The organism is Streptomyces sp. NPDC043176, from assembly GCF_056436715.1.
Genome location: NZ_JBWKCA010000008.1, coordinates 295,685 through 317,768, shown reverse-complemented (window position 1 = coordinate 317,768; position 22,084 = coordinate 295,685). Strand labels below are relative to the sequence as shown.

Genomic DNA, 22,084 nt, shown 5'->3' with positions numbered 1-22,084 from the left:
CCGTCGAAGTACCAGCCAGTGAGGAGTGCGCCATGAGCGATTCGGACGCCTGGGCCAAGGCGTGCGCCGAGGACCTGGAGGCGGAGAAGGCCCGCCGGCGGGCCGAGCGCGGAGCCGAGCCGGGCTCGCCCGCGGAGGAGTTCCGCAAGCTCTTCGAAGCCGTCGCCGACAAGGTCTCCGGAGGCCTCGGCAACCCCCTCCTCGCGGGCCAGGCCGCGCAGACCGTACAGCAGCTCGTCCATCAGGCGAAGGCCGTCGTCGAGCCCGTCATCGAGCGCAACCCACAGGTCTTCGACCACCTCGCCGCCGCCGGCAGCGAACTCCTCGCCGCCTACCGCTCCGCGGTCGAGGGCCATGAGAACCGCTGGACGCGGGGCGGCCCCGTGGCCGAGGACGACCCCCGCCGGGACGCGGACGGGCCCGGCGGCGACACCGACGAGCCCCGCAAGGACGACGAAGGGCCGGGAACCGGCCAGCACATCGACCTTGACTGATCAGTAGCCGCCTCGCCCTCGGGTACGGTGGGCCTTAGCGGGGCTCGACCGAAAACTGAGGGACACATGGGACTCACCATCGGCGTCGACATCGGCGGCACGAAGATCGCGGCCGGCGTGGTCGACGAGGACGGCAAGATCCTCGACACGCACAAGGTGCCCACCCCGCCGACCCCCGACGGGATCGTCGACGCGATCAGCGCGGCCGTCTCCGAGGCCGGCAGGGGCCACTCGATCGAGGCCGTCGGCATCGGTGCCGCGGGCTACGTCGACGACAAGCGTGCCACCGTCCTCTTCGCGCCGAACATCGACTGGCGGCACGAGCCGCTGAAGGACAAGGTCGAGCAGCGGGTCGGCCTGCCCGTCGTCGTCGAGAACGACGCCAACGCGGCGGCCTGGGGCGAATACCGGTTCGGCGCCGGCCAGGGCCACGAGGACGTCATCTGCATCACCCTCGGCACCGGCCTCGGCGGCGGCATCATCATCGGCAACAAGCTGCGCCGCGGACGCTTCGGCGTGGCGGCCGAATTCGGCCACATCCGGGTCGTCCCGGACGGCCTGCTGTGCGGCTGCGGCAGCCAGGGCTGCTGGGAGCAGTACGCCTCCGGTCGCGCCCTCGTCCGGTACGCCAAGCAGCGCGCCAACGCCACCCCCGAGCGGGCGGAGATCCTGCTCGGCCTCGGCGACGGCACCCCGGAGGGCATCGAGGGCAAGCACGTCAGCGAGGCCGCCCGCGCCGGCGACCCGGTCGCCGTCGACTCCTTCCGCGAGCTGGCCCGCTGGGCCGGCGCAGGTCTCGCCGACCTGGCCTCGCTCTTCGACCCCTCGGCGTTCATCGTCGGCGGCGGCGTCTCGGACGAGGGCGACCTCGTCCTCGACCCGATCCGCAAGTCCTTCCGGCGCTGGCTGATCGGCGGCCAGTGGCGCCCGCACGCGCAGGTCCTCGCCGCCCAGCTGGGCAACAAGGCCGGCCTCGTCGGCGCCGCCGACCTGGCCCGCCAGGGCTGAGCCCGCACACAGGCACCCGCCGACCGCCCGCCGCGTCCGCACGGACCCGGCGGGCGGTCGGCGTATGGTGCCCGACATGGCGACCAGCGAGCTGCCCGACTCCCGCACCGAGGACGACGGCTCGGCCGTCCTCCGGGTCATGAGCTACAACGTCCGCTCGCTGCGCGACGACGAGGACGCCCTCGCCCGGATCATCCGCGCCTGCGCCCCGGACGTCGTCTTCGTCCAGGAGGCCCCGCGCTTCTTCCGCTGGCGCAAGCACGCCGCCCGGCTCGCCGCCAAGAGCGAGCTCGTCGTCCTCGGCGGCGGCGCCCCCGCGGCCGGCCCCCTGCTGCTCTGCTCGCCGCGCGCCACCGTCGAACACACCGAGGACGTACTGCTGCCGCTCACCCCAGGACTCCACCGCCGCGGCCTGGCGACCGCCGTCGTCCGCTTCGGAAGGGCCCGGGTCGGCCTGATCAGCTGCCATCTGAGCCTGCGGAAGGACGAGCGGTACGCCCAGGCCGGGATGGTCCTCGACCGGGTCGACGCCCTGGGCACCCCGTACACCCTCGTCGCCGGCGACCTCAACGAACGCCCTGGCGGCCCCGCCTTCACCCGGCTGACCGGCCGCCTCCAGGACGGCTGGGAGGCCGCGCCCTGGGGCGGCGAGTACACCTCGATCCCCGCCGACCCGCACCAGCGCATCGACGCGATCCTGGCGACCCCCGGCGTCGAGTTCCTCGGCTGCGGCGTCCCCCGCGGCCTCGACCCGGCGGACCTGCGGGCCGCCACCGATCACCTGCCGGTGCTGGCGGCGGTCCGCGTCCCCGCGACGGGCTGAGCGGCCCCCGCGGTCCGGCGCGGCCGGCCCCGGGGGGCGTGCCCCGGCGCCTCCCGGGGCCACCGCGGCGCCGGGAGGCTCAGACGACCGCCCCGCGGCCCGGGTCGTCGAAGCCGTCGTCATCGTCGTCGTGCTTCATGCGGCCGACCAGGGTGGCGAAGCCGCCGAGGAAGCCACCGATGCAGAGGGTCGTCAGCCACCAGGTCATGTCCCACTGGAGCAGCACGGCCACCAGCATCAGGACCGGGCCGCCGACCACGGCGAGCCAGGCGAACCTGGTCGTCACGTCGGCCTCGGGGAGCGGCGGCGGCTCCGGAGGGACGAAATGGCCCTCGTCGGCGCCGCCCTCGGCCTCGTCCGGTTCGGCGGGCGAGTAGTCACGGGGACCGGCGGGCCGCACCCCGGGCGCGAAGACGATCGAGCCGCCCAGCGCGGGCCGCTCGGGCCCGGATTCGGCGTCGCCGTCCGCCTCGGGCTCGTCGGCCGCCTCCGACGGCTTCTTCCCGGCGGCCTCCGACGGCGTCTCCCCGGCGCTCGGCCGCGGTTTCCAGGGCGTGCCCTCCCCGACCACCGGCCGCGGCTTCACCGGCCGGACCTCGTCCCCGGCCGCGTCGGCCCCGTCCTCGGGCTCCGGCAGCGCCAGGTTCTCTATCGACCGGAACGGCTTCGTCCCCGGAGGGTCCGCGGGCTCCTGGCCGTACCCGGCGACGATCGCGGCCCAGGCCGCCTCCTCGTCGATGGGCTGCGGCTCCCGCTCGTCGCCGTCCTGCTGCTCAGCCACCGCTCCTGCTCCCCTTTCCGTCGACCAGCCCCGGCGCGAGGCGCTCGACGAAGGCCAGGCTCTCGTCGAAGATCAGCTCCGCGTCATGGTCCAACGTCGCCACGTGGTAGCTCTGTTCCAGCAGGACCTCCCGGACGTCGGTCGAGGAGATCCGGGAGAGGATCCGGGCCGAGTCGGCGGGCGGCACGACGTGGTCCTGGGGGCTGTGCAGCAGCACCACCGGCTGTGTGACCTGGGGGAGCTCCGCGTCCACGGTCATGAAGAACTGCCGCAGGGAGTGCGCGGCGTGCAGCGGCACCCGGTCGTATCCGACCTCCGCCACGCCCTCCTTCGCGATGTCGCTGGCGATGCCCTTGGTCGAGGGGACCAGATGGCGGACCACCGGCAGCGCGCGAGCCGCCAGGCCGTGCACCTTGTTCCCCGGGTTGACCAGCACGATGCCCCGCACCGCGTCCCCGTACCGGGCGGCGAGCCGCAGGGTCAGCGCCCCGCCCATGGAGAGACCGAAGACGAAGACGGTCTCGCACCGGTCGAGGAGCTCGCGCAGCGCCCGGTCCACCTCCGCGTACCAGTCGTGCCAGCCGGTGACCTGCATGTCCTCCCAGCGGGTGCCGTGGCCGGGCAGCAGCGGCACCGACACCGTCAGCCCGTGCTCGGCCAGGTACTCGGCCCACGGGCGCATCGACTGCGGGGATCCGGTGAAGCCGTGACAGAGAAGGACGCCGACCTTCCCGCCTTCATGGCGGTACGGCTCGGCTCCGGGAAGGACCGGCACCGGGGTCTCCTGTTCGCTTGCGACTCCGGCGTCTTCGGGTGTGCCGGAGCGACGGAAAATGGGGAAGGACCTTCACGTTACGCGACCGGACCGACACCGACCAGGGCCGTAGCGGGGGGCGTGCGCGGGTACGGGATAAAGTCGTCGCGACGGCACACGGAAGGCATGGCGAGTTGATCTACGGCGCAATGAAGTTCTCCCTCGGAGGGTCTCTGAAGCTTGCCTTCCGGCCCTGGGTGGAGGGTCTGGAGAACATCCCCGCCGAAGGGCCGGCGATCCTGGCGAGCAATCACCTGTCGTTCTCGGACTCCTTCTTCCTGCCCGCGGTCCTGGACCGCAAGGTCACGTTCATCGCCAAGGCCGAGTACTTCACCACGCCCGGCGTGAAGGGCAAGCTCACCGCCGCCTTCTTCAAGGGCGTCGGCCAGCTCCCGGTGGACCGCTCGGGCGCCAGGGGCGCCGGCGAGGCGGCCATCAAGGCCGGCATCGAGGTCATCGAGGGCGGCGGCCTGTTCGGCATCTACCCCGAGGGCACCCGGTCGCCCGACGGGCGCCTCTACCGGGGCAAGCCCGGCGGCCTCGCCCGGGTGGCCCTGGCCACCGGCGCTCCCGTGATCCCGGTCGCCATGATCGACACCGAGAAGATCCAGCCGCCCGGCAAGCTCGTCCCCAAGCTGATGCGCCCGGGGATCCGGATCGGCAAGCCGCTGGACTTCACCCGCTACCAGGGCATGGACGGGGACCGCTTCATCCTCCGCTCGGTGACCGACGAGGTCATGTACGAGATCATGAAGCTGTCGGGCCAGGAGTACGTCGACATCTACGCGACCGCCGCCAAGCGGCAGATCGCGGACGCTGAGAAGGCGGCCAAGGAGGCCGTCAAGGCCGAGATCGCCGCTCGGGAAGAGTCCGGCGCGTAGGTCCCCGCGAGGGGCTTTCCGGGGGTGGGGGAGATGGCCAAGCGCGAGCGTGTCGTGCGCATGTCGGTCGAGCAGCCGCTGTGGCGGGCGCTGACCGGCTACCGCGTCCTGACGATGGTCTACGCGGTCCTGCTGTTCGCGTTCGACCGGAGCGCGTACGAACGGCCCTGGATCGCCGTCGGCTACCTGGCGGTGATGTGCGTCTGGACCCTCGCGACCCTCCCCAAGGTGGCGAACGCGGCCAGCTGCACCAAGCGCTTCCTCGTCGCCGACCTCACCATCGCCCTGGTCGGCATCCTCCTCACCCCGCTCGCCGACACCCACGCCCAGTCGGTCGACGGCCCCACACTGCCGTCGATATGGACCGCCGGCTCCGTCCTCGCGTACGCGATCAAGGGCGGCTGGCGCTGGGCCGGCGTCGCGTCCACCCTGGTCGCCGTCGCCAACATCGTCGAACGCGGCCACCCCAGCCGGGACACCCTCCACAACGTGCTGCTCGTCTGGGTCGCCTCCATCGCCATCGGGTACGTCGTCGAGGTCGCCCGCGCCTCCGAGCGCACCCTCGCCCGCGCCCTGGAGATCGAGGCCGCCACCCGGGAACGGGAGCGGCTCGCCCGCGACATCCACGACAGCGTCCTCCAGGTCCTCGCCATGGTGCAGCGGCGCGGCACGGCCATCGGCGGCGAGGCCGCCGAACTCGGCCGGATGGCGGGCGAACAGGAGGTGGCGCTCCGCACCCTCGTCGCCGGTGGACTCACCCGGCCCAGCCTGGTCTCCGAGGACGAGTCCGAGGGGGCGGTCGTCCGGGTCGTCGAGGTCGACGAGGAGCCCGGCGACGACACCCCCGTCGACCTGCGCCTGCTGCTCGCCCCCCGGGCCGGCGCCCGCGTCACCCTCTCGGAGCCCGGGGCGCCGGTGCTGCTGCCCGCGCCCGCCGCCCGGGAGCTGGCCGCCGCCGTCGGCGCGGCCCTGGACAATGTGCGGGTGCACGCGGGCGGGGACGCCCGCGCCTGGATCCTCGTCGAGGACTGGCCCGACGAGGTGATCGTCACCGTCCGGGACGACGGCCCCGGCATCCCGGAGGGCCGCCTCACCCAGGCGGAGGGCGAGGGCCGGATGGGCGTCGCCCTCTCCATCCGGGGGAGACTGCGGGATCTGGGCGGCACGGCCGAGCTGATCTCGGTCCCGGGCCAGGGCACGGAAGTCGAGTTGAAGGTTCCACGGGGGAAGGCAGGGGAGAAGTGAGCGAGCAGCAGGCCGAGCGCCGGATCAGGGTGATGGTCGTCGACGACCATCCGATGTGGCGGGACGCGGTCGCCCGCGACCTGGCCGAGGCGGGGTTCGACGTGGTCGCCACGGCGGGCGACGGCGAGCAGGCCGTACGCCGGGCCACGGCCGCGGTCCCGGACGTCCTCGTCCTGGACCTCAACCTGCCGGTCAAACCCGGTGTCCAGGTCTGCAAGGAGCTGGTCGGCGCGCACCCCGCGCTGCGGGTCCTCGTCCTCTCGGCCAGCGGCGAGCACGCCGACGTCCTGGAGGCGGTCAAGTCCGGCGCCACCGGCTACCTCCTCAAGTCGGCCAGCACCGAGGAACTGACCGACGCCGTGCGGCGGACGGCCGTCGGCGACCCCGTCTTCACCCCGGGCCTCGCCGGGCTCGTCCTCGGGGAGTACCGCCGGCTCGCCTCCGAGCCCGCCCCGGCCGCCGGAGGCGACGAGCCGAAGGCCCCGCAGCTGACCGAGCGCGAGACGGAGGTCCTGCGCCTCGTCGCCAAGGGGCTCAGCTACAAGCAGATCGCCGAACGCCTGGTGATCTCGCACCGCACCGTGCAGAACCACGTCCAGAACACCCTGGGCAAGCTCCAGCTGCACAACCGGGTGGAGCTCGTCCGGTACGCCATCGAGCGCGGGCTCGACGACGCCTGAGACGGCCGGGCGGGACGAAGGGCCGTATATTCGCGATATTCGCGCATATGCGGCCCATCGTGACGGTGAGGGGAAATCGTGGAGATCCTGGCATTCGGCGTGCAGGCGGACGAGAAGCCCCTCATCGAGAAGGCGTTCGAGGGCCACCACGACGTCCGCTGTCTGGGCGTCTTCCTGACCGAGGACACCGCCCCCATCGCGGCCGGCTACGAGATCGTCTCCACCAGCGTCAACGCCGTCCTCGACCACCGGGTCCTGCAGACCCTCGCGGCCGGCGGCACCCGGATGATCGCCCAGCGCTCCACCGGCTTCAACAACATCGACCTGGAGGTCGCCGAACGCCTCGGCCTCACCGTCGCCCGCGTCTCGTACTACTCGCCGTACTCCGTCGCCGAGTTCGCCTGGACCCTCGCGATGGCCGTCAACCGCCGGATCGTCCGCGCCTCCAACCGCACCCGCGACTTCGACTTCCGTCTCGACGGACTGATGGGCCGCGACCTGCGGGGCCGTACCGTCGGCGTCCTCGGCACCGGAAAGATCGGCGAGGCCTTCACCCGGATCGCCCACGGCTTCGGCATGGACCTGCTCGGCTGGGACCTCACCGAGAACCCCGCCTGCGCCGCGCTCGGCATGAAGTACGTCGAGAAGGAACGGCTCTTCGCCGAGGCCGACCTCATCAGCCTCCACGTGCCGCTGCTCCCGTCCACCCGGCACCTCATCGACGCCGCCGCCCTCAGGGCCATGAAGGACGACGCGATCCTGGTGAACTCCAGCCGCGGCGGACTCGTCGACACCGAGGCCCTCGTCACCGAACTCCGGGCCGGCCGCTTCACCGGCGTCGGCCTCGACGTGTACGAGGCCGAGGCCGGGCTCTTCTTCCTCGACAAGTCCCTGGAGGTCGTCGAGGACGACACCCTCGCCCGCCTCGTCACCTTCCCGAACGTCGTGGTCACCTCGCACCAGGCCTACTACACCGTCGAGGCGGTCGGCCAGATCATCGACACCACGGTCCGGAACGTCCTCCACTACATCGCACGACGACGCGACGAGAACGTCCTGGTCCCGAGGGCCTCCTAGTCCCGGGGCCTCCTGGGGGCGCCCTGCCGGTCAGGCCCCGCGAGCCCGATCGGGCTTCGCGAGCCGGCCCGACCGACAGGACACCCCCCGGGGTTCCCGCTCCTCAGACCAGCACCCCGGCGAGGAGCGAGGCCGTCAGCGCGGCTCCCTCCAGGGTCAGGACCGACTCCGGGTGGAACTGGACGCCGGCGAAGCCGGGACCGCGCAGCGCGTGCACCTCGTCCGTCTCCGCGTCCCGGCTGACCTCGATGCGGTGGAGGGCGAGCTCCGTCGCCGAACGGTCGTCGCAGCGTGCCGTGAAGCTGTTGTAGAAGCCGACCGTCCGCTCCTGGCCGAAGAGGTCGACGCGGAGCTGGGCGCCCTGGAAGGGGGTGCGCTTGCGGACGATCTCCAGGCCGAGCTCGGCGGCGATCAGCTCGTGCCCGAGGCAGACGCCGAGGAGGCCGTGGCGGTGGTCCCGCACCAGCTCGGCGGTCAGGGCCCGCAGGAAGCGCATCTTGGGATCGGCGGCGTCCGAGGGGTTCCCGGGCCCGGGGCCGAGGACGACGGGCCCCTCGTGGGCGAGCGCCAGCTCCCGCAGGCCCGGCTCGTCGTAGCGGAGCACCGACACCTCCAGGCCCGACGAGCGCAGCACGTGCGCCAGCATCGCCGTGAAGGTGTCCTCGGCGTCGACCACGAGCGCGTGCCCGGTCAGCTCGGCCGACCTGGCCTGCATCTTCAGCCAGAACGGCGCGAGGTCGGCCCGGCGCGCGTCCAGGGCGGCCCGCACCCGGGGATCGTCGGCGAGCCGGGTGGACGCCGGGGCCCCGTCGCCGGCCGGCCGGCCCTCCCGCACCCCGAGCGCGGTGAGGACCCCCGCCGCCTTCGCGTGGGTCTCGGCCACCTCGCCGGCGGGGTCCGAGTGCCGGACGAGGGTCGCCCCGACGGGCACCCGCAGCCGCCCTCCCGCGTCGATGTCGGCGGTACGGATCAGGATGGGGGAGTCGAGCGTCTGGGCGCCGTTCTCGTCGGTGCCGAGCAGGGCGAGCGCACCGGCGTAGTAGCCGCGGCCGCCGGTCTCGTGGCGTTCGATCACCCGGCAGGCGTTCTGGACGGGGGAACCGGTCACGGTCGCCGCGAACATGGTCTCCCGCAGCACCTCCCGCACGTCCAGCGAGGACCGCCCGCGCAACTCGTACTCGGTGTGCGCGAGATGGGCCATCTCCTTCAGGCGCGGGCCGATCACCACCCCGCCCATGTCCCCGACCGTGCACATCATCTTGAGCTCCTCGTCCACCACCATGGAGAGCTCCTCGGTCTCCTTGCGGTCGGCGAGGAACGCGAGCAGGCCCTCGGCGGTCGGGGCGGCTCCCGCCGGGTAGCGGTAGGTGCCGCTGATCGGGTTCATCACGACCGTTCCGCCCGACATGCGCACGTGGACCTCCGGGCTCGCCCCGACGAGCGTCCGGTCGCCGGTGTGCACGACGAACGTCCAGTACGCGCCCCGCTCGCCCGCGAGCAGCCGCCGGAACAGGGCCAGCGCGTCGGCCTGGCCGAAGCCCGGGATCTCGCCGGTGTAGGTGCGGCGGATGACGAAGTTCGCCCCCTCGCCCGAGCCGATCTCCTCGTCGACGACCCGTCGCACGGTCCCGGCGTACTCCTCGTCGGAGACGTCGAACCGGCCGCCCTCGACCGTCACGTCATGCGCCGGAAGCCGTTCGAGCACGTCGGCGAGCGGCAGTTCGTACGCCTCCTCGGCGACGAGCACCGAGAGCGGGGTGCCGTCGTCGCGCACGTCGAAGCCGCGCTCCCGGATCTGCCGGAAGGGGACCAACGCGAGCGTCGGCAGCGGTCCCACCGGCAGCTCCGCGAGGCGCTCGGCCTCGTGGACCGAACCGATCAGCACCTCGACGGTGTCGTGGTCGCGCCCCGGGGTGCGCCTGCGCAGCAGCGCGAAGGGAGGGCAGGAGTCGTCGAGGAGGCGGGAGAGGTCCATGGGGTGTCGTTCCTTCCGGTCGGGTGCGGAGAGGAACGGCCCGGGTACGAGAAAGGCCGCCCCTCGGGGCGGCCTGTGTGCGTTCGGTGTACGCGCAGTCAGTGGGCCGCCGGATGAGCGGTCCACCACCAGTTCTGGATCTGAGGCGCGAACATGCGAGCACTGTAACCCAGCCGGGCACGGAAACGGGGCCCGGTCCGCACCGCGGACGGTGCGAGCCGGGCCCCGAGAGCCGTTGGCCCTGTCTCGGCTAGCCGATCAGAAGATCATGTTGTAGATCTGCCAACCGCTGCCGACCTGCACACGCGGCGGGAACGGTGCCGTCGGGTTGCCGTTGGTGGCGTACAGCCACAGCGCACCCGATCCGTCCCGGGCGATGACGTCCGGACGGCCGTCCGCGTTCAGGTCGCTCGGGCCGAGGATCGTGTTGTACGTCTGCCAGCCGGTGCCGATCTTGAGCCGGGGCCCGAACGGCTTGGACGCCACGCCGGTGCCGTTGTAGAGGTACAACGCGCCCGTCGTGTCGCGGCCCATGACGTCGGGCTTGCCGTCACCCGTGAGGTCACCCGTGCTGACGATGCTGTTGTACGTCTGCCAGCCCGTACCCACCTTCAGGCGCGGCCCCAGCGGCGAGCTCGGGTTCCCGGTGCCCGGGTACAGCCACAGCACGCCCGAGCTCTCCCGGCCGATCACGTCCGGCTTGCCGTCGCCCGTCTGGTCCCGCACGCCGACGATCTGGTTGAAGACGCCCCATCCGGTGCCCGCCTTCACCCGCGTCCTGAACGGCCCGGACGGGTTCCCGCTGCCCGGGTAGTACCAGAGCACCCCGCTCGGCTCCCGCGCGATCACATCGCCCGTGCCGTCCGCCCGCAGCGCCGTCAGCGGCGTCACCAGGTTGTACGCGTTCCACCCCGTCCCCACCTTGTATCGCGCCAGGAACGGCCCGGTGCCCTTCCCGGTGCCCTGGTACTGCCAGAGCGCACCGGAGGTGTCCCGGGCGAGGAGGTTGTAGCGGTTGTCCGTGCGGACGGGGGCCTTGGTGGCGACCTCCTTGATGTCGCTCGCCTTCACCCACGCCAGGCGGTGGTTGAAGCGGATCGGGACGAAGATGTTGGTCTTGCCCTCGACCCGGGTGCCGTCGACGTTGTAGGCGCTGTAGTAGTAGTCGCCCGGCACGGCGTTGCCGGCCTTCGCGTACTGCTGCCCGGCGGGCAGGCTGTACTTCGTCAGCGACGCGTTGTTGCTGCCCTGGACCGGGACGCCGGTGCCGGTGTAGGCGGCGTCCTCCGGGTAGGCGCGGCCGTAGACCGGGATCGAGGTGGCGCCGTCCTTGGCGGTGATCGCCGTCTGGGCGGTCGTGCCCACGGGTGCGGTGAACTGGCCGCCCGGGTTGTGGAACCAGGCCTTCTTGCCGCCGTACCAGATGGCGGTCCAGTCGGTCCCCGAGGTCCCGGCGACGACGTAGGTGCTACCGGCCGTGACCTTGTTGCCCCAGTTCGAGCCCTGCGACCACAGCGACGAGAAGTACGGGTCGGTCAGGGTCTTCGCCGGGTCGGCCACCGGCTCCGTGTACAGGTAGCCGAAGTTCACCGGTTGGGCCGGGGCCGTCTTGGTGGTGCCGTCCTCGGTGTAGGTCAGCTTCGGCTGGTTGGCCGAGGTGAACGGCGGAACCACGCGGATGAGCTGGCCGGTCTGGAGGATGCCGCCCGCGCCATTGGCACCGGTGGGCGCGCCGACCAGGGTCATGAAGCGGTTCCAGTCCCAGAACGGGCCCGGGTCCCAGTGGTCCTGGATCTTGCTGTCCAGGATGCTGGGCACGTCGTCGTGGCCGATCACGTGCTCACGGTCGAGCGGGATGGAGAACTTCGCCGCCAGGTACTTCACGAGGGCCGCGGAGGACTCGTACTGCGGCTCGGTGTACCAGCCTCCGCCGCCCTTGATCGCGTAGCCCTCGTGCTCGATGCCGATCGAGTGCATGTTCACGGTCTTGTTGCCCGCGTGGTACGCCTCGTTCTTGGTCTCGACCATCTGGGTCACGCGACCGTCGTTGCGCACGATGTAGTGGGCGCTGGCGTAGCTGGCGGGGTTCTTGAAGACCGTCACCGCGGCGTCGTGGCTGCCCTCGATGTCGTGGATGACGATCTGGCGGACGTCGAAGCCGTTCGCCGGACGACTCGCGATGTTGTAGTTGCCGTCGTTCTGCGAGTAGGCGGCCGGATCGAAGGCGCAGACGAGGCCGGAGGGGCACTCGACCTGCGGGTCCGCGGTCGTGCTCGCGAAGCTCGCCGCGAGCGGCACGCTGGACGACTTGACCGGCTCCACCGACGGGTCGGCGGCCAGAACGACCTGCTCGCCGTCGGCGGTGACCTCGCGCTCACCGGTCCTGATCGACTCGAAGACGCGCTTCGCGAAGAGGTCGGCGCCCTTCCGGTCCGTGGACTGGCTGTAGCGGGCGACGGCCGGGTACCAGTCGCCCGCGGCGTCGGAGAGTTCCGCGCCGGCCTGCTTCTGGTATTCGGCGAGCAGCGCGGCCCCGGCGCGGATCGACGCCGCGCTGTCCTTCTGGACGGAATCGGTCGACTCGTCGATCAACTCGGCGGCCTTGTCCAGCGTGTGCAGGGTCGGGTCGCTGGTGTCGACCGGCTTCTCGGGAAGGGAGGCCAACGCCTTCTGCTTGTCGAACCTCTTCTCGACGCGCGGGTCGCCGCTTCGGTTCATGAGGTCGAGCAGGTGCTCGTCCGTGTCCTGCTCCACGTCCTCCGGGTCGACCTTCGTCAGACCCATGACGTTGTACGCGCCCGTGGTGCTGGGCACGCCGTCGTGCGACTCCCACCGTGTCTGGCGGTACGACACCGCCATCAGCACGCTCTGCGGTACGTCGAACTCGCGCGCCGCGTTTGCGAACTGCGACTGGAGGGAAGGGTCACCTCCGGACGTACCGTCGCCGGCCGCGCCGAGGAGGCCCGGGGAGGCGACCGCGATGGTGCCGATCGTCGCGGTGGCGACGACCGCGGCCGCCGCTCCGTACAAGAGTCGTTTCTTCTTGCGGTCCCTGCGGTGCCTCTGGGTCACGCCCACCCCTGTGGTTCGACTGTGTACTTGTGAAACGGGCCAGAGGGTAACACCACTCGAACGCGTGAATGGCACCGGGTGACATTTCGGGCGCGCGTCTCAGCCACTGGTCAGGGGGACAGGACCGGACGAAGAACCCCGTAATGTTGTGCTCGTGACCGTGAACGCTGATTCCCACGCCGTCGCCAAGGCGACCTGGCGAGACCTGCCCGCGGCGCAGCAGCCCGAGTACCCCGATGCCGAGGCTCTGCGCGATGTGATCGCGGACCTCGAGTCGTATCCTCCGCTCGTCTTCGCCGGCGAGTGTGACCAGCTGCGCGCCCGGATGGGAGCCGTCGCCCGTGGCGAGGCGTTCCTGCTCCAGGGCGGCGACTGCGCCGAGGCCTTCGACGCCGTGTCCGCCGACCACATCAGGGCCAAGCTCAAGACGCTGCTCCAGATGAGCGCCGTCCTCACCTACGCGGCCTCCGTGCCCGTGGTGAAGGTCGGACGCATCGCCGGCCAGTACTCGAAGCCCCGCTCCAAGGGCACCGAGACGCGTGACGGAGTGACGCTCCCCACCTACCGGGGCGACTCCGTCAACGGCTTCGACTTCAACGAGAAGTCCCGCATCCCGGACCCCGAGCGCCTGAAGCGGATGTACAACGCCTCCGCCTCGACGCTCAACCTGGTGCGCGCCTTCACCACCGGTGGTTACGCCGACCTGCGCCAGGTGCACGCCTGGAACCAGGACTTCGTGAAGTCGTCCCCCTCCGGTCAGCGCTACGAGGCGCTGGCCCGCGAGATCGACAACGCCCTGAACTTCATGAAGGCCTGCGGCACCGACCCGGCCGAGTTCAAGGCCGTCGAGTTCTACGCCTCCCACGAGGCGCTGCTGCTCGACTACGAGGGTGCCCTGACCCGTACGGACTCGCGCACCGGCAAGCTGTACGACACCTCCGGCCACATGGTCTGGATCGGTGAGCGCACCCGCCAGCTCGACCACGCCCACATCGAGTTCGCCTCGCGGATCGCGAACCCGATCGGCATCAAGCTGGGCCCGACCACCTCGGTGGACGAGGCGCTGACGTACATCGACCGCCTCGACCCGGACCGCGAGCCGGGCCGGCTGACCTTCATCGTCCGCATGGGCGCCGACAAGGTCCGCGACAAGCTCCCCGAGCTGGTCGAGAAGGTCACCGCGTCGGGTGCGGTCGTCGCCTGGGTCACCGACCCGATGCACGGCAACACCTTCGAGGCCGCCTCCGGTCACAAGACGCGCCGTTTCGACGACGTGCTCGACGAGGTCAAGGGCTTCTTCGAGGTCCACAAGGAGCTCGGCACCCACCCGGGCGGCATCCATGTCGAGCTCACCGGTGACGACGTCACCGAGTGCGTGGGCGGCGGCGACGAGATCTTCGTCGACGACCTGCACCAGCGCTACGAGACGGCCTGCGACCCGCGCCTCAACCGCAGCCAGTCGCTCGACCTGGCGTTCCTGGTGGCGGAGATGTACCGCGATCAGTAAGTAGGTACCTACGACGACGGGGCGCGGATCCATGTGATCCGCGCCCCATCGCCGTATCCAGGGCTTTTGAGGCTCCCGGCCGCCGGGTAAGGTTAGGTTAGCCTTATCGATCTAGGCGGGAGGTGAACCGCGTGTACGTCTGCTCATGCTTCGGTGTCACGGAGAAGCAGGTCAAGGAGCATGCGGACGCGGGCGCCTGCACGCCCCGCCAGATCGCCTCCGCCTGCAAGGCCGGCACGGACTGCGGTTCCTGCGTCCGTCGCATTCAGGCCATTCTCGGGCGCGGCAACTGCCCGCGACGCGAGCTGGTGGACCAGGGCATGCCTGCCCTGGTCTCCGACGCTGACACCGTCGCGGAGCTCGGGGAAGCGGCCTGAGCGAGCGGAGGGCCTCGCGTCAGCTCGGCTGCTCGATGAGGGTCGAGATGTAGAGCGCCTCGCCCAGGGACTCGATCAGCTCCAGCTGGGTGTCCAGGTAGTCGATGTGGTGCTCCTCGTCGGCGAGGATCTCCTCGAAGAGGTTGGCGGACGTGACGTCCCCCTTGGCACGCATCACCTCGATCCCGCGCTTGAGGCGGTCGATCGCCTCCACCTCGACCTGGCGGTCGGCCTGGAACATCTCGGTGATCGTCTGGCCCACGCGCACGTGGAAGAGCCGCTGGTAGTTGGGCAGGCCGTCGAGCATCAGAATGCGCTCGGTCAGCTTGTCCGCGTGCTTCATCTCGTCGATGGACTCTTCGCGGGTGTACTTGGCGAGCTTCGTCCAGCCCTTGTTGTCCTGGATGCGGTAGTGCAGCCAGTACTGGTTGATGGCCGTCAGCTCGCCGGTCAGCTGCTCGTTGAGGAACTCGAGGACCTCGGGGTCGCCCTGCATCGCAGAGGCTCCTTCCACTTCCACGCTGTGTGTCTACGCCGTCACTGGGCAGGATGGCCGCATCCTCGCACCCCCAATGGGGGGCGTCCAGTAAGTGCAGGCTTAGTCGCAGTTGCCCGAATCGAATCGGGCGGGAGGTCGGCTGGTCATGACCACCCCTCGCCGTCTGTCACCATGGATGACATGGGTCAGCCGGAGAGCGGAGTACACCGGGAAGCGGGGCAGCCGGATCGTTCGCCGGATCTTCCGCCGGGCCAGCGGATCCAGCGCGGCTGGCCTGTCACCCATTACGGGCCCGTACCCAAGTTCAAGCCGGACCGCTGGGAGTTCCGCGTCTTCGGGGCCACGGCCGACGGCGACAAGCGCTGCTGGAACCACGAGGAGTTCTCGGCGCTCCCCTTCTCCACGGTCGTGGCCGATCTGCACTGCGTCACGAAGTTCAGCATGCTCGGCTCCGAGTGGGGCGGCGTGGCCGCCCGCACGGTCCTGGAGCTCGCCCCGCCGGCTCCCTCGGTCACCCATGTGATGGTCTGGGCCGAGTACGGCTACAGCGCCAACATGCGGCTCGCCGACTTCGCCGCGGACGGCACGATCTTCGCCACCCACAAGGACGGGGAACTGCTCACCGCCGAGCACGGCTTCCCGCTGCGCCTCGTCGTCCCGCACCTGTACGCCTGGAAGGGCCCCAAGTGGGTCCGGGGCGTGGAGTACATGGCGGCCGACCGCCGGGGCTTCTGGGAGGAGCGCGGCTACCACAACCTCGGCGACCCGTGGACGGAGCAGCGCTACTCGTACCAGGAGGAACCGGGGGACGGCCCGGAGCTGTAGTCGCTCCGGACCGTCCCGGGTCCTTCGGGGCGCCGCGGGGCGCGCCGGTCAGTGGTGGTACCGGTGGACCACCGCGTGGCCCTTGCCGCGGCCGATCATCCACTTGTTGACCGGGGTGGTGATCACGAAGGCGGCGCCGAGCGCGATGGCGAGCACGATCCAGAAGAGCGGCTCGGAGAGGTGCGCGTCCATGGCGCCGGGCCACAGGGCGATCACGCCGTTGTCGATGATCTCCATGACCGCGATGGACAGGGTGTCGGCGGCGAGGGCGACCTTGAAGGCCGTCTTGAAGTCGACGCCGGCGGCCAGGATGCCGCGCAGGGTCAGCGCGTAGCCGAAGAAGAACGCCAGGACGATGGCGAGGATCATCGTCCGCATGGTGCCCCAGCCGAGCGCGGTCCCGATGATCATGCCGAGGACCTCGCCGATGGCGCATCCGGTGAGGCAGTGCAGCGTGGCCTTGGCGGCCGTCGCCCAGGAGGCCCCGCCCCTGTCGTGACCCTGGTGGGCGTGGCCGTGGCCGTGGTGGCCTTCGTGCCCCTGATGCCCCTGGTGGTCCGGGTGTCCGGCGTGGGCGGCCTCGTGCTGGCCGGCGTGCTCGGGGTGGCCGGCGTGCTCCGCATGTTCCTCGTGGCCCGTGTGGGCCGCGTGGTCCTGGTGGGTGCCGTGGTCGTGGCGGGTGTGCGGGTCGTGCTGCATCGGATGCCCCCATGGTCAGGTAGCGGTTCCTGCCGTCCACGGGAACCGTATACCCCCCTGGGGTATTCCTCAACGGGAATGCGGGTCCCGCAGCTTCTTGAGCAGCTCCACGTCCGCCAGGTGGCCGGCCTTGCCGCCGGGCGTCTCGATGACCAGCGGTACGCCGTCGGTCGCCGGGTGCCGGAGGAGGTTCCGGAAGCCGTCCTCGCCGATGTGGCCGATGCCGATGTTCGCGTGCCGGTCCTTGCGCGCGCCGACGACGTCCTGGGAGTCGTTGGCGTGGATCAGTTTCAGCCGCCCCTCGCCGACCGTCGCGACCAGCTGGTCGAGCGTCCGCGTCGCGCCGTGCGGGCCGGTCAGGTCGTGGCCCGCCGCGAAGATGTGACAGGTGTCGAGGCAGATCCCGAGCTTGGGATGGTGGTCGAGGGCGTCGAAGTACGGTCCGAAGTCCTCCGCGCGCGAGCAGAGCGAGAAGCCCTGGCCGGCCGTCGACTCCAGCAGGAGGTACGGATCGTCCTCGTGCGTCAGCTCGTCGAGGAGCGGGAGCACCCGCTCCCGCACCTGGGCGAGCGCCACCTCGCGCGGACGGCCGCCGGTGGCCGAGCCGGTGTGCACGACCACGCCCTTGGCGCCGATCTCCCGGCCCCGCCGCAGCGAGTGCCGCATCGACTCGACGGACTTCTCGACGGTGGCCTCGGTGTGGGAGCCGAAGTTGATCAGGTACGGGGCGTGGACCCAGGCCGAGACCGACTCGGCCTCGCACTCGGTCCGGAAGCGTTCGTCCTGGGCCGGGTTGCCGACCGGGGTGGCCCAGCCGCGCGGGTTGGCGACGAAGACCTGGACGGTCTCGGCGCCGAGCTCGCGGGCGTAGCCGAGACCGGTCGTGGCGAGGCCACCGGCCACGGGGACGTGGCCGCCGACGGGGTTGCGCATCAGTGTTCCTACAGTCCCTTGATCGTGATCGTGACGGTGGAGCCCTCGGGGGCGGTCGTGCCGCCGGGCACGGACTGGCTCGCCACCGTGTCGCCGAGATAGGGGAAGGACTTGTCGACCTTCACCTCGAAGCCCGCGTCCTCCAGGGCCGCGCGGGCGTCGGCGGTCGTCTCGCCCGTGACCTTCGGGACCTCGACCATCCGGGGGCCCTTGGAGACGGTGAGGGTGATGGTGTCGCCCTCGGCGGCGCGGCTGCCCCGGGCGAGGGACTGGGCGGCGACGGTGCCGGCCTCCTCGGGGGAGTCGACCCGCTCCGCGGCGACCTTCACGGTGAGCCCGGCCTCCTCGAGCGCGGCCGTGGCGTCGGCGACGGTCTCGCCGGTGACGTCGGGCACGTCGATCGGGGAGCCCTTGCTGACCACCAGGGCGACGGCGGAGTCCGGGGCGCGGTCCGTGCCGGGCTCGGGGTCGGAGCCGATGACCGCGCCCTGCGCCACGGCGTCGCTGAACTCGGTGGTGACGACGCCGGGAACCAGGCCCTCCCGTTCGAGCAGGCGCTTGGCCTCCGCGAGCGGCTTGTTCCTGAGGTTGGGCACCTTCACGACCTCGGGGCCGCGGGAGAGCGTCAGGGTGACGGTGGCGTTGCCCCGGACCCGCTCGCCGGGCGCCGGGTCGACGGCCATCACCGTGCCGCGCCCGTACACGTCGCTGAAGGCGCGCCGGGTGGAGCCGACCTCGAGGCCGGCGTCCTCGATCCGCTGTGTCGCGGCGGCCTCGGTCTGGCCGAGGACGGCCGGCACGCGGGTGAACTGGCCGGAACTGACGTACCAGACGCCGGCGCCGAGGCCGAGGGCGAGCAGCACGGCCACGACCGCGAGCAGCGGGCCGCGCGGGGGCCGCCGCCGGGCGGCGGGGGGCGCCTGGGGCACCGGCATGCGGTTCGTGTGGAGCACCTGCCCGGGGGCCGTCTCGGCCGGCACCGGCCGGGCGATCACGCTGGTCCGGTCGTCGGCGGTGTCCCGGGCCTCGGACCGCGCCTGCGGGGGTACGGCGTCGAGCTGGTCGTCGCCGAGCGCCGCGCGGGCCTCCCGGAGCAGGGCGAGCAGTGCCACGGCGTCGTGCGGGCGGGCCTCGGGGTCGCGGGCGGTGGCGGCCGCGACCAGCCCGTCCAGCTCCGGGGCGAGCCCGGGGACGGCGGCCGACGGGGCCGGCACGTCGGTGTTGAGGTGCTGGTAGAGCACCTGGGCGGGGGTGTCGCCCCCGTGCGGCTTGGCGCCCGTCAGCATCTCGTAGAGGACGACACCGCAGGCGTACACGTCGGCGCGGGTGTCGGCGGTGCCGTGCTCGATCTGCTCCGGCGCCAGGTACGAGACGGTGCCGAGGACCGCGCCGGTCGTCGCCGTCGCCGAGCCCACCGCCCGCACCAGGCCGAAGTCGGCGACCTTGACCCGGCCGTCGTCCCCTATCAGGACGTTCTCCGGCTTCATGTCGCGGTGGACGAACCCGGCCCGGTGCGCGGCGCCGAGCGCGGCGAGCACCGGCTCCAGGATGTCGAGCGCAGCCCGGGGCGCCAGCGCGCCGCGCTCCCGCAGGACGTCGCGGAGCGTGCAGCCGGCGACGTACTCCATCGCCAGGTAGACGTACGCGCCCTCGGCGCCCTGGTCGAAGACGCCGACGACGTTCGGGTGGGCGAGCCGGGCCACCGACTTCGCCTCGCGGATGAAGCGCTCGACGAAGGCGGCGTCGGCGGCCAGGGCCGGATGCATCACCTTGAGCGCGAGCACCCGGTCGAGCCGGGTGTCGACGGCCCGGTAGACCGTGGCCATCCCGCCGACGGCGATGCGCGCGTCGACGCGGTAGCGGCCGTCGAGCAGCCGCCCGACGAGGGGGTCCTGAAGGGTCGTGTCCACGGCGTCGAGTCTACGAGCCGTGGACACGGCCCCCGGCCGGATGGGCCGGTACTGCAGCGCGGCTGTGACGAGCGTCCCGGCCCGGGCTCAGAACGCGGGGCGCTCCGGGTCCAGCCGGGCCCGGCCCTCGGCGGGGGAGGAGGCCTCGGCGAAGTGGCGGCGGGGGATGCGGCCCGCCCGGTGGGCGAGGCGGCCCGCCTCGACGGCGTGCCGCATGGCCGAGGCCATGAGGACCGGCTCCTGCGCGCGGGTCACCGCGGAGGCCAGCATCACCGCGGCGCACCCGAGCTCCATGGCGAGCGCGGCGTCCGACGCGGTGCCGGCGCCGGCGTCGAGGATGACCGGCACGCCCGCCCGCTCGGTGATCAGCCGGAAGTTGTGCGGGTTGCGGATGCCGAGGCCCGAGCCGATCGGGGAGCCGAGCGGCATGATCGCCGCGCACCCCACGTCCTCCAGCTTTCGGGCGAGGACCGGGTCGTCGTTGGTGTAGGGGAGGACGGTGAACCCGTCGTCGACCAGTGTCTCGGCCGCGTCGAGGAGTTCCACCGCGTCCGGCAGCAGGGTCCGCTCGTCGGCGACGACCTCCAGCTTGATCCAGTCGGTGCCGAGCGCCTCGCGCGCCAGACGGGCGGTCAGGACCGCCTCGCCGGCGGTGAAGCAGCCCGCCGTGTTGGGGAGGACCCGGATGCCGAGCCGGTCGAGGACGGAGAGGACCGAGCCCTGGACGGTCGGGTCGAGGCGCCGCATGGCGACCGTCGTGAGTTCCGTACCGCTGGCGATCAGGGAGCGTTCCAGGACGTCGAGGCTGGGCGCCCCGCCGGTGCCCATGATGAGGCGGGACGAGAACTCCGTGCCGCCGAGGACGAGGGTGTCGTCGGACATCGCGCTCAGCCTCCCTGCACCGCGGTGAGGACCTCGACCCGGTCGCCGTCGGCGAGCAGCGTGGACGCCCATTCGCCGCGCGGCACCACCGTCTCGTTGAGGGCCGCCGCGACCCCGGAGCGGGCCGTGGTCAGGCTCGTCACGAGGGTGTCGAGGGACAGGGGGCCGGAGAGCTCGCGCGGTTCCCCGTTCACGGACACGGACACGGATGCGGACAGGCTCATGCGGGCTGCTCCAGACGTACGGAGGAGAAACGGCGGGGGGTGAACGGGCGCGCCTCGTCGGGGAGGGCGCCCGTGGTGAGCACCTCCGCCATGACGTCGCCGGTGACGGGGGTGAGCAGCACCCCGTTGCGGTAGTGGCCGGTGGCCAGGTGCAGGCCGGGCAGGACGGTGGGGCCGAGCAGGGGCGCGTTGTCCGGGGAGGCGGGGCGCAGGCCGGCCAGGGTCTCGGTGAGCGGCAGTTCGGTGATGCCGGGCACCAGTTCGTGGGCGTCGCGCAGCAGCTCGTACACGCCGCCCGCGGTCACGGTGGTGTCCCAGCCGAGTTCCTCGCTGGTGGCGCCGACGACGAGTTCGCCGTTTTCGCGGGGCACCAGGTAGACGTGGCTGCCGCGGACGACGGCCCGGACGGTCCGGGAGAGGAAGGGGGCGTACGGGGCGGGCACCCGCAGCCGCAGTACCTGCCCCTTCACCGGGCGTACGGGCGGCAGCACCTCGTCCGGCACGCCCGCGAGGCGGCCGCTCAGGCTGCCCGCGGCGAGGACGACCTGGTCGGCGGTCAGTTCCCGGCCGCCGGCGAGCACGGCGCCGCGCGCCCGGTCCCGTACCACCGCGAGCCGCTCGGCGAGGGCGCGGTGGAAGACCACCCCGGCCCGTTCGCAGGCGACGAGGAGCGCGGCGGCGAGCCTGCGCGGGTCGACCTGGTGGTCGCCGTCCACCCGCAGACCGCCGCGCACCCCGGGGGCGAGCATCGGTTCGAGACGGCGGCACTCGCGCCCGCTGAGCCATTCGGAGGTGAGCCCGCAGCGGGTCTGGAGGGCGTGCAGTTCGCGCAGGTGGGCGCGGTCGTCGGCGTCGAGCGCGACGGCGAGGGTGCCGCAGGCGCGGTGGCCGACGTCGTGGCCGGTGGACTCCTCCAGTTCGGCGACGAACGCGGGATAGCGCGTGGCGGAGGCGAGGTTCAGACCGAGCAGGGTCTCCTCGCCGTAGTGGAGTTCGGTGACGGCGGCGAGCATCCCGGCCGCGACCCGCGCGGCGCCGCCGCCCGGTTCGGGGTCGACGACGGCGGTGCGCAGTCCGCGCTGCGCGGCCCGCCAGGCCGTGACCAGGCCGATGATGCCGCCCCCGATCACGAGGACGTCGGATCCGGAATCGGATGCTCCGTCGTCTCTGAGGACATCGGAAGAACGCATGGGCGTCCAGCCCCTCCCTTCGCCGGCATGACCCGGATCAGGTTCGTACGGTCGGAGGCCGGTCCAGCCTCCCTCTCAGCCCGGTCGTCCGGGCTCCCGCGAGTGCTTTACGCCCGCCAGACTAGCTTCCGCGGTGGAGGCGTCACAGCCCCCACCCTTCCTGATGATCCGTCAGATACGTAAGGTGG

General features: G+C 72.0%; 22 protein-coding genes and 1 riboswitch. Of the genes, 10 read left to right on the top strand and 12 right to left on the bottom strand.

Features of this window, described 5'->3' with window-relative positions; all coding sequences use genetic code 11:
- Positions 1-32: 32 nt before the first annotated feature.
- The 3 genes from AC067A_RS16520 to AC067A_RS16510 all read left to right on the top strand — a co-directional run bounded on the left by AC067A_RS16520 (position 33) and on the right by AC067A_RS16510 (position 2,325).
- Positions 33-494: a DUF5304 domain-containing protein gene (locus tag AC067A_RS16520; RefSeq protein ID WP_478620338.1), complete on the top strand. Its 462-nt coding sequence runs from the start codon at positions 33-35 to the stop codon at positions 492-494.
- Between the two features lie 66 nt (positions 495-560).
- Entirely contained in the window at positions 561-1,502 is a 942-nt protein-coding gene (locus AC067A_RS16515) for an ROK family glucokinase (protein ID WP_478620335.1), read from the top strand.
- Between the two features lie 76 nt (positions 1,503-1,578).
- Complete coding sequence (locus AC067A_RS16510; RefSeq protein WP_478620332.1) at positions 1,579-2,325, top strand: endonuclease/exonuclease/phosphatase family protein; 747 nt, start codon at positions 1,579-1,581, stop codon at positions 2,323-2,325.
- A gap of 79 nt (positions 2,326-2,404) precedes the next feature.
- On the opposite strand, the gene AC067A_RS16505 is transcribed toward AC067A_RS16510, so the two are convergent.
- Both AC067A_RS16505 and AC067A_RS16500 read right to left on the bottom strand, forming a co-directional pair.
- Positions 2,405-3,106 carry a hypothetical protein gene (locus AC067A_RS16505; RefSeq protein ID WP_478620330.1) on the bottom strand — a complete coding sequence of 234 codons (702 nt, stop codon included), beginning with the start codon at positions 3,104-3,106 and terminating at the stop codon, positions 2,405-2,407.
- Complete coding sequence (locus AC067A_RS16500) at positions 3,099-3,881, bottom strand: alpha/beta hydrolase (RefSeq protein WP_478620328.1); 783 nt, start codon at positions 3,879-3,881, stop codon at positions 3,099-3,101. Before AC067A_RS16500 ends, AC067A_RS16505 begins: the two co-directional genes overlap by 8 nt.
- A gap of 173 nt (positions 3,882-4,054) precedes the next feature.
- On the opposite strand from AC067A_RS16500, the gene AC067A_RS16495 reads away from it, so the two are divergent.
- The 4 genes from AC067A_RS16495 to AC067A_RS16480 all read left to right on the top strand — a co-directional run bounded on the left by AC067A_RS16495 (position 4,055) and on the right by AC067A_RS16480 (position 7,803).
- Entirely contained in the window at positions 4,055-4,801 is a 747-nt protein-coding gene (locus tag AC067A_RS16495) for a lysophospholipid acyltransferase family protein (protein WP_478620325.1), read from the top strand.
- A 33-nt stretch (positions 4,802-4,834) separates the two neighbouring features.
- Positions 4,835-6,046 carry a MacS family sensor histidine kinase gene (gene macS, locus AC067A_RS16490; protein WP_478620323.1) on the top strand — a complete coding sequence of 404 codons (1,212 nt, stop codon included), beginning with the start codon at positions 4,835-4,837 and terminating at the stop codon, positions 6,044-6,046.
- Positions 6,047-6,078: 32 nt separating this feature from the next.
- Complete coding sequence (locus AC067A_RS16485) at positions 6,079-6,726, top strand: response regulator (protein ID WP_478620443.1); 648 nt, start codon at positions 6,079-6,081, stop codon at positions 6,724-6,726.
- A 78-nt stretch (positions 6,727-6,804) separates the two neighbouring features.
- Positions 6,805-7,803 carry a 2-hydroxyacid dehydrogenase gene (locus AC067A_RS16480; protein WP_478620321.1) on the top strand — a complete coding sequence of 333 codons (999 nt, stop codon included), beginning with the start codon at positions 6,805-6,807 and terminating at the stop codon, positions 7,801-7,803.
- 103 nt (positions 7,804-7,906) lie between these two features.
- Here the strand turns inward: AC067A_RS16480 and AC067A_RS16475 are convergent, their stop codons facing one another.
- From AC067A_RS16475 to AC067A_RS16465, 3 genes are all read right to left on the bottom strand, one after another.
- Positions 7,907-9,778: an anthranilate synthase family protein gene (locus tag AC067A_RS16475; protein ID WP_478620318.1), complete on the bottom strand. Its 1,872-nt coding sequence runs from the start codon at positions 9,776-9,778 to the stop codon at positions 7,907-7,909.
- A gap of 98 nt (positions 9,779-9,876) precedes the next feature.
- On the bottom strand, positions 9,877-9,933 hold the full coding sequence (locus AC067A_RS16470) for a trp operon leader peptide (RefSeq protein WP_071892416.1): 57 nt from the start codon (positions 9,931-9,933) through the stop codon (positions 9,877-9,879).
- 103 nt (positions 9,934-10,036) lie between these two features.
- A complete protein-coding gene (locus AC067A_RS16465; RefSeq protein WP_478620315.1) occupies positions 10,037-12,850 on the bottom strand; it encodes an N-acetylmuramoyl-L-alanine amidase in 2,814 nt (937 codons plus the stop codon).
- Positions 12,851-13,004: 154 nt separating this feature from the next.
- Here AC067A_RS16465 and AC067A_RS16460 point away from each other — a divergent pair, with 154 nt between their 5' ends.
- A complete protein-coding gene (locus tag AC067A_RS16460) occupies positions 13,005-14,357 on the top strand; it encodes a class II 3-deoxy-7-phosphoheptulonate synthase (protein ID WP_478620312.1) in 1,353 nt (450 codons plus the stop codon).
- A 122-nt stretch (positions 14,358-14,479) separates the two neighbouring features.
- Positions 14,480-14,734 carry a (2Fe-2S)-binding protein gene (locus AC067A_RS16455; protein WP_478620309.1) on the top strand — a complete coding sequence of 85 codons (255 nt, stop codon included), beginning with the start codon at positions 14,480-14,482 and terminating at the stop codon, positions 14,732-14,734.
- Between the two features lie 19 nt (positions 14,735-14,753).
- On the opposite strand, the gene bfr is transcribed toward AC067A_RS16455, so the two are convergent.
- Positions 14,754-15,230, bottom strand: coding sequence for a bacterioferritin (bfr, locus tag AC067A_RS16450; protein WP_043223049.1), 477 nt, complete (start codon positions 15,228-15,230; stop codon positions 14,754-14,756).
- A gap of 183 nt (positions 15,231-15,413) precedes the next feature.
- Between bfr and AC067A_RS16445 the strand changes: the two genes are divergently transcribed.
- Positions 15,414-16,058 carry a sulfite oxidase-like oxidoreductase gene (locus AC067A_RS16445; RefSeq protein WP_478620305.1) on the top strand — a complete coding sequence of 215 codons (645 nt, stop codon included), beginning with the start codon at positions 15,414-15,416 and terminating at the stop codon, positions 16,056-16,058.
- A 48-nt stretch (positions 16,059-16,106) separates the two neighbouring features.
- Here AC067A_RS16445 and AC067A_RS16440 read toward each other — a convergent pair whose 3' ends face one another.
- The 6 genes from AC067A_RS16440 to thiO all read right to left on the bottom strand — a co-directional run bounded on the left by AC067A_RS16440 (position 16,107) and on the right by thiO (position 21,896).
- Positions 16,107-16,757 carry a DUF4396 domain-containing protein gene (locus tag AC067A_RS16440; RefSeq protein ID WP_478620303.1) on the bottom strand — a complete coding sequence of 217 codons (651 nt, stop codon included), beginning with the start codon at positions 16,755-16,757 and terminating at the stop codon, positions 16,107-16,109.
- A 69-nt stretch (positions 16,758-16,826) separates the two neighbouring features.
- Entirely contained in the window at positions 16,827-17,690 is an 864-nt protein-coding gene (locus AC067A_RS16435; protein ID WP_478620300.1) for a deoxyribonuclease IV, read from the bottom strand.
- A gap of 8 nt (positions 17,691-17,698) precedes the next feature.
- A complete protein-coding gene (gene pknB, locus AC067A_RS16430; protein WP_478620297.1) occupies positions 17,699-19,600 on the bottom strand; it encodes a Stk1 family PASTA domain-containing Ser/Thr kinase in 1,902 nt (633 codons plus the stop codon).
- 87 nt (positions 19,601-19,687) lie between these two features.
- Positions 19,688-20,482, bottom strand: a complete 795-nt coding sequence (locus AC067A_RS16425) for a thiazole synthase (RefSeq protein ID WP_478620295.1) — start codon at positions 20,480-20,482, stop codon at positions 19,688-19,690.
- Between the two features lie 5 nt (positions 20,483-20,487).
- Complete coding sequence (thiS, locus tag AC067A_RS16420) at positions 20,488-20,706, bottom strand: sulfur carrier protein ThiS (protein WP_478620292.1); 219 nt, start codon at positions 20,704-20,706, stop codon at positions 20,488-20,490.
- A complete protein-coding gene (thiO, locus tag AC067A_RS16415; RefSeq protein WP_478620289.1) occupies positions 20,703-21,896 on the bottom strand; it encodes a glycine oxidase ThiO in 1,194 nt (397 codons plus the stop codon). Before thiO ends, thiS begins: the two co-directional genes overlap by 4 nt.
- A riboswitch (TPP riboswitch) is annotated at positions 21,894-22,006 on the bottom strand. (Overlaps the previous gene by 3 nt.)
- Positions 22,007-22,084: the final 78 nt, after the last annotated feature.

Coding starts and splice junctions, on each gene's coding strand:
- AC067A_RS16485 (WP_478620443.1), top strand. CDS start 6,079: ATGGTCGTCGACGACCATCCGATGTGGCGGGACGCGGTCGCCCGCGAC.
- AC067A_RS16475 (WP_478620318.1), bottom strand. CDS start 9,778: ATGGACCTCTCCCGCCTCCTCGACGACTCCTGCCCTCCCTTCGCGCTG.
- AC067A_RS16445 (WP_478620305.1), top strand. CDS start 15,414: ATGGGTCAGCCGGAGAGCGGAGTACACCGGGAAGCGGGGCAGCCGGAT.
- macS (WP_478620323.1), top strand. CDS start 4,835: ATGGCCAAGCGCGAGCGTGTCGTGCGCATGTCGGTCGAGCAGCCGCTG.
- AC067A_RS16520 (WP_478620338.1), top strand. CDS start 33: ATGAGCGATTCGGACGCCTGGGCCAAGGCGTGCGCCGAGGACCTGGAG.
- thiO (WP_478620289.1), bottom strand. CDS start 21,896: ATGCGTTCTTCCGATGTCCTCAGAGACGACGGAGCATCCGATTCCGGA.
- bfr (WP_043223049.1), bottom strand. CDS start 15,230: ATGCAGGGCGACCCCGAGGTCCTCGAGTTCCTCAACGAGCAGCTGACC.
- AC067A_RS16435 (WP_478620300.1), bottom strand. CDS start 17,690: ATGCGCAACCCCGTCGGCGGCCACGTCCCCGTGGCCGGTGGCCTCGCC.
- AC067A_RS16510 (WP_478620332.1), top strand. CDS start 1,579: ATGGCGACCAGCGAGCTGCCCGACTCCCGCACCGAGGACGACGGCTCG.
- AC067A_RS16515 (WP_478620335.1), top strand. CDS start 561: ATGGGACTCACCATCGGCGTCGACATCGGCGGCACGAAGATCGCGGCC.
- thiS (WP_478620292.1), bottom strand. CDS start 20,706: ATGAGCCTGTCCGCATCCGTGTCCGTGTCCGTGAACGGGGAACCGCGC.
- AC067A_RS16440 (WP_478620303.1), bottom strand. CDS start 16,757: ATGCAGCACGACCCGCACACCCGCCACGACCACGGCACCCACCAGGAC.
- AC067A_RS16425 (WP_478620295.1), bottom strand. CDS start 20,482: ATGTCCGACGACACCCTCGTCCTCGGCGGCACGGAGTTCTCGTCCCGC.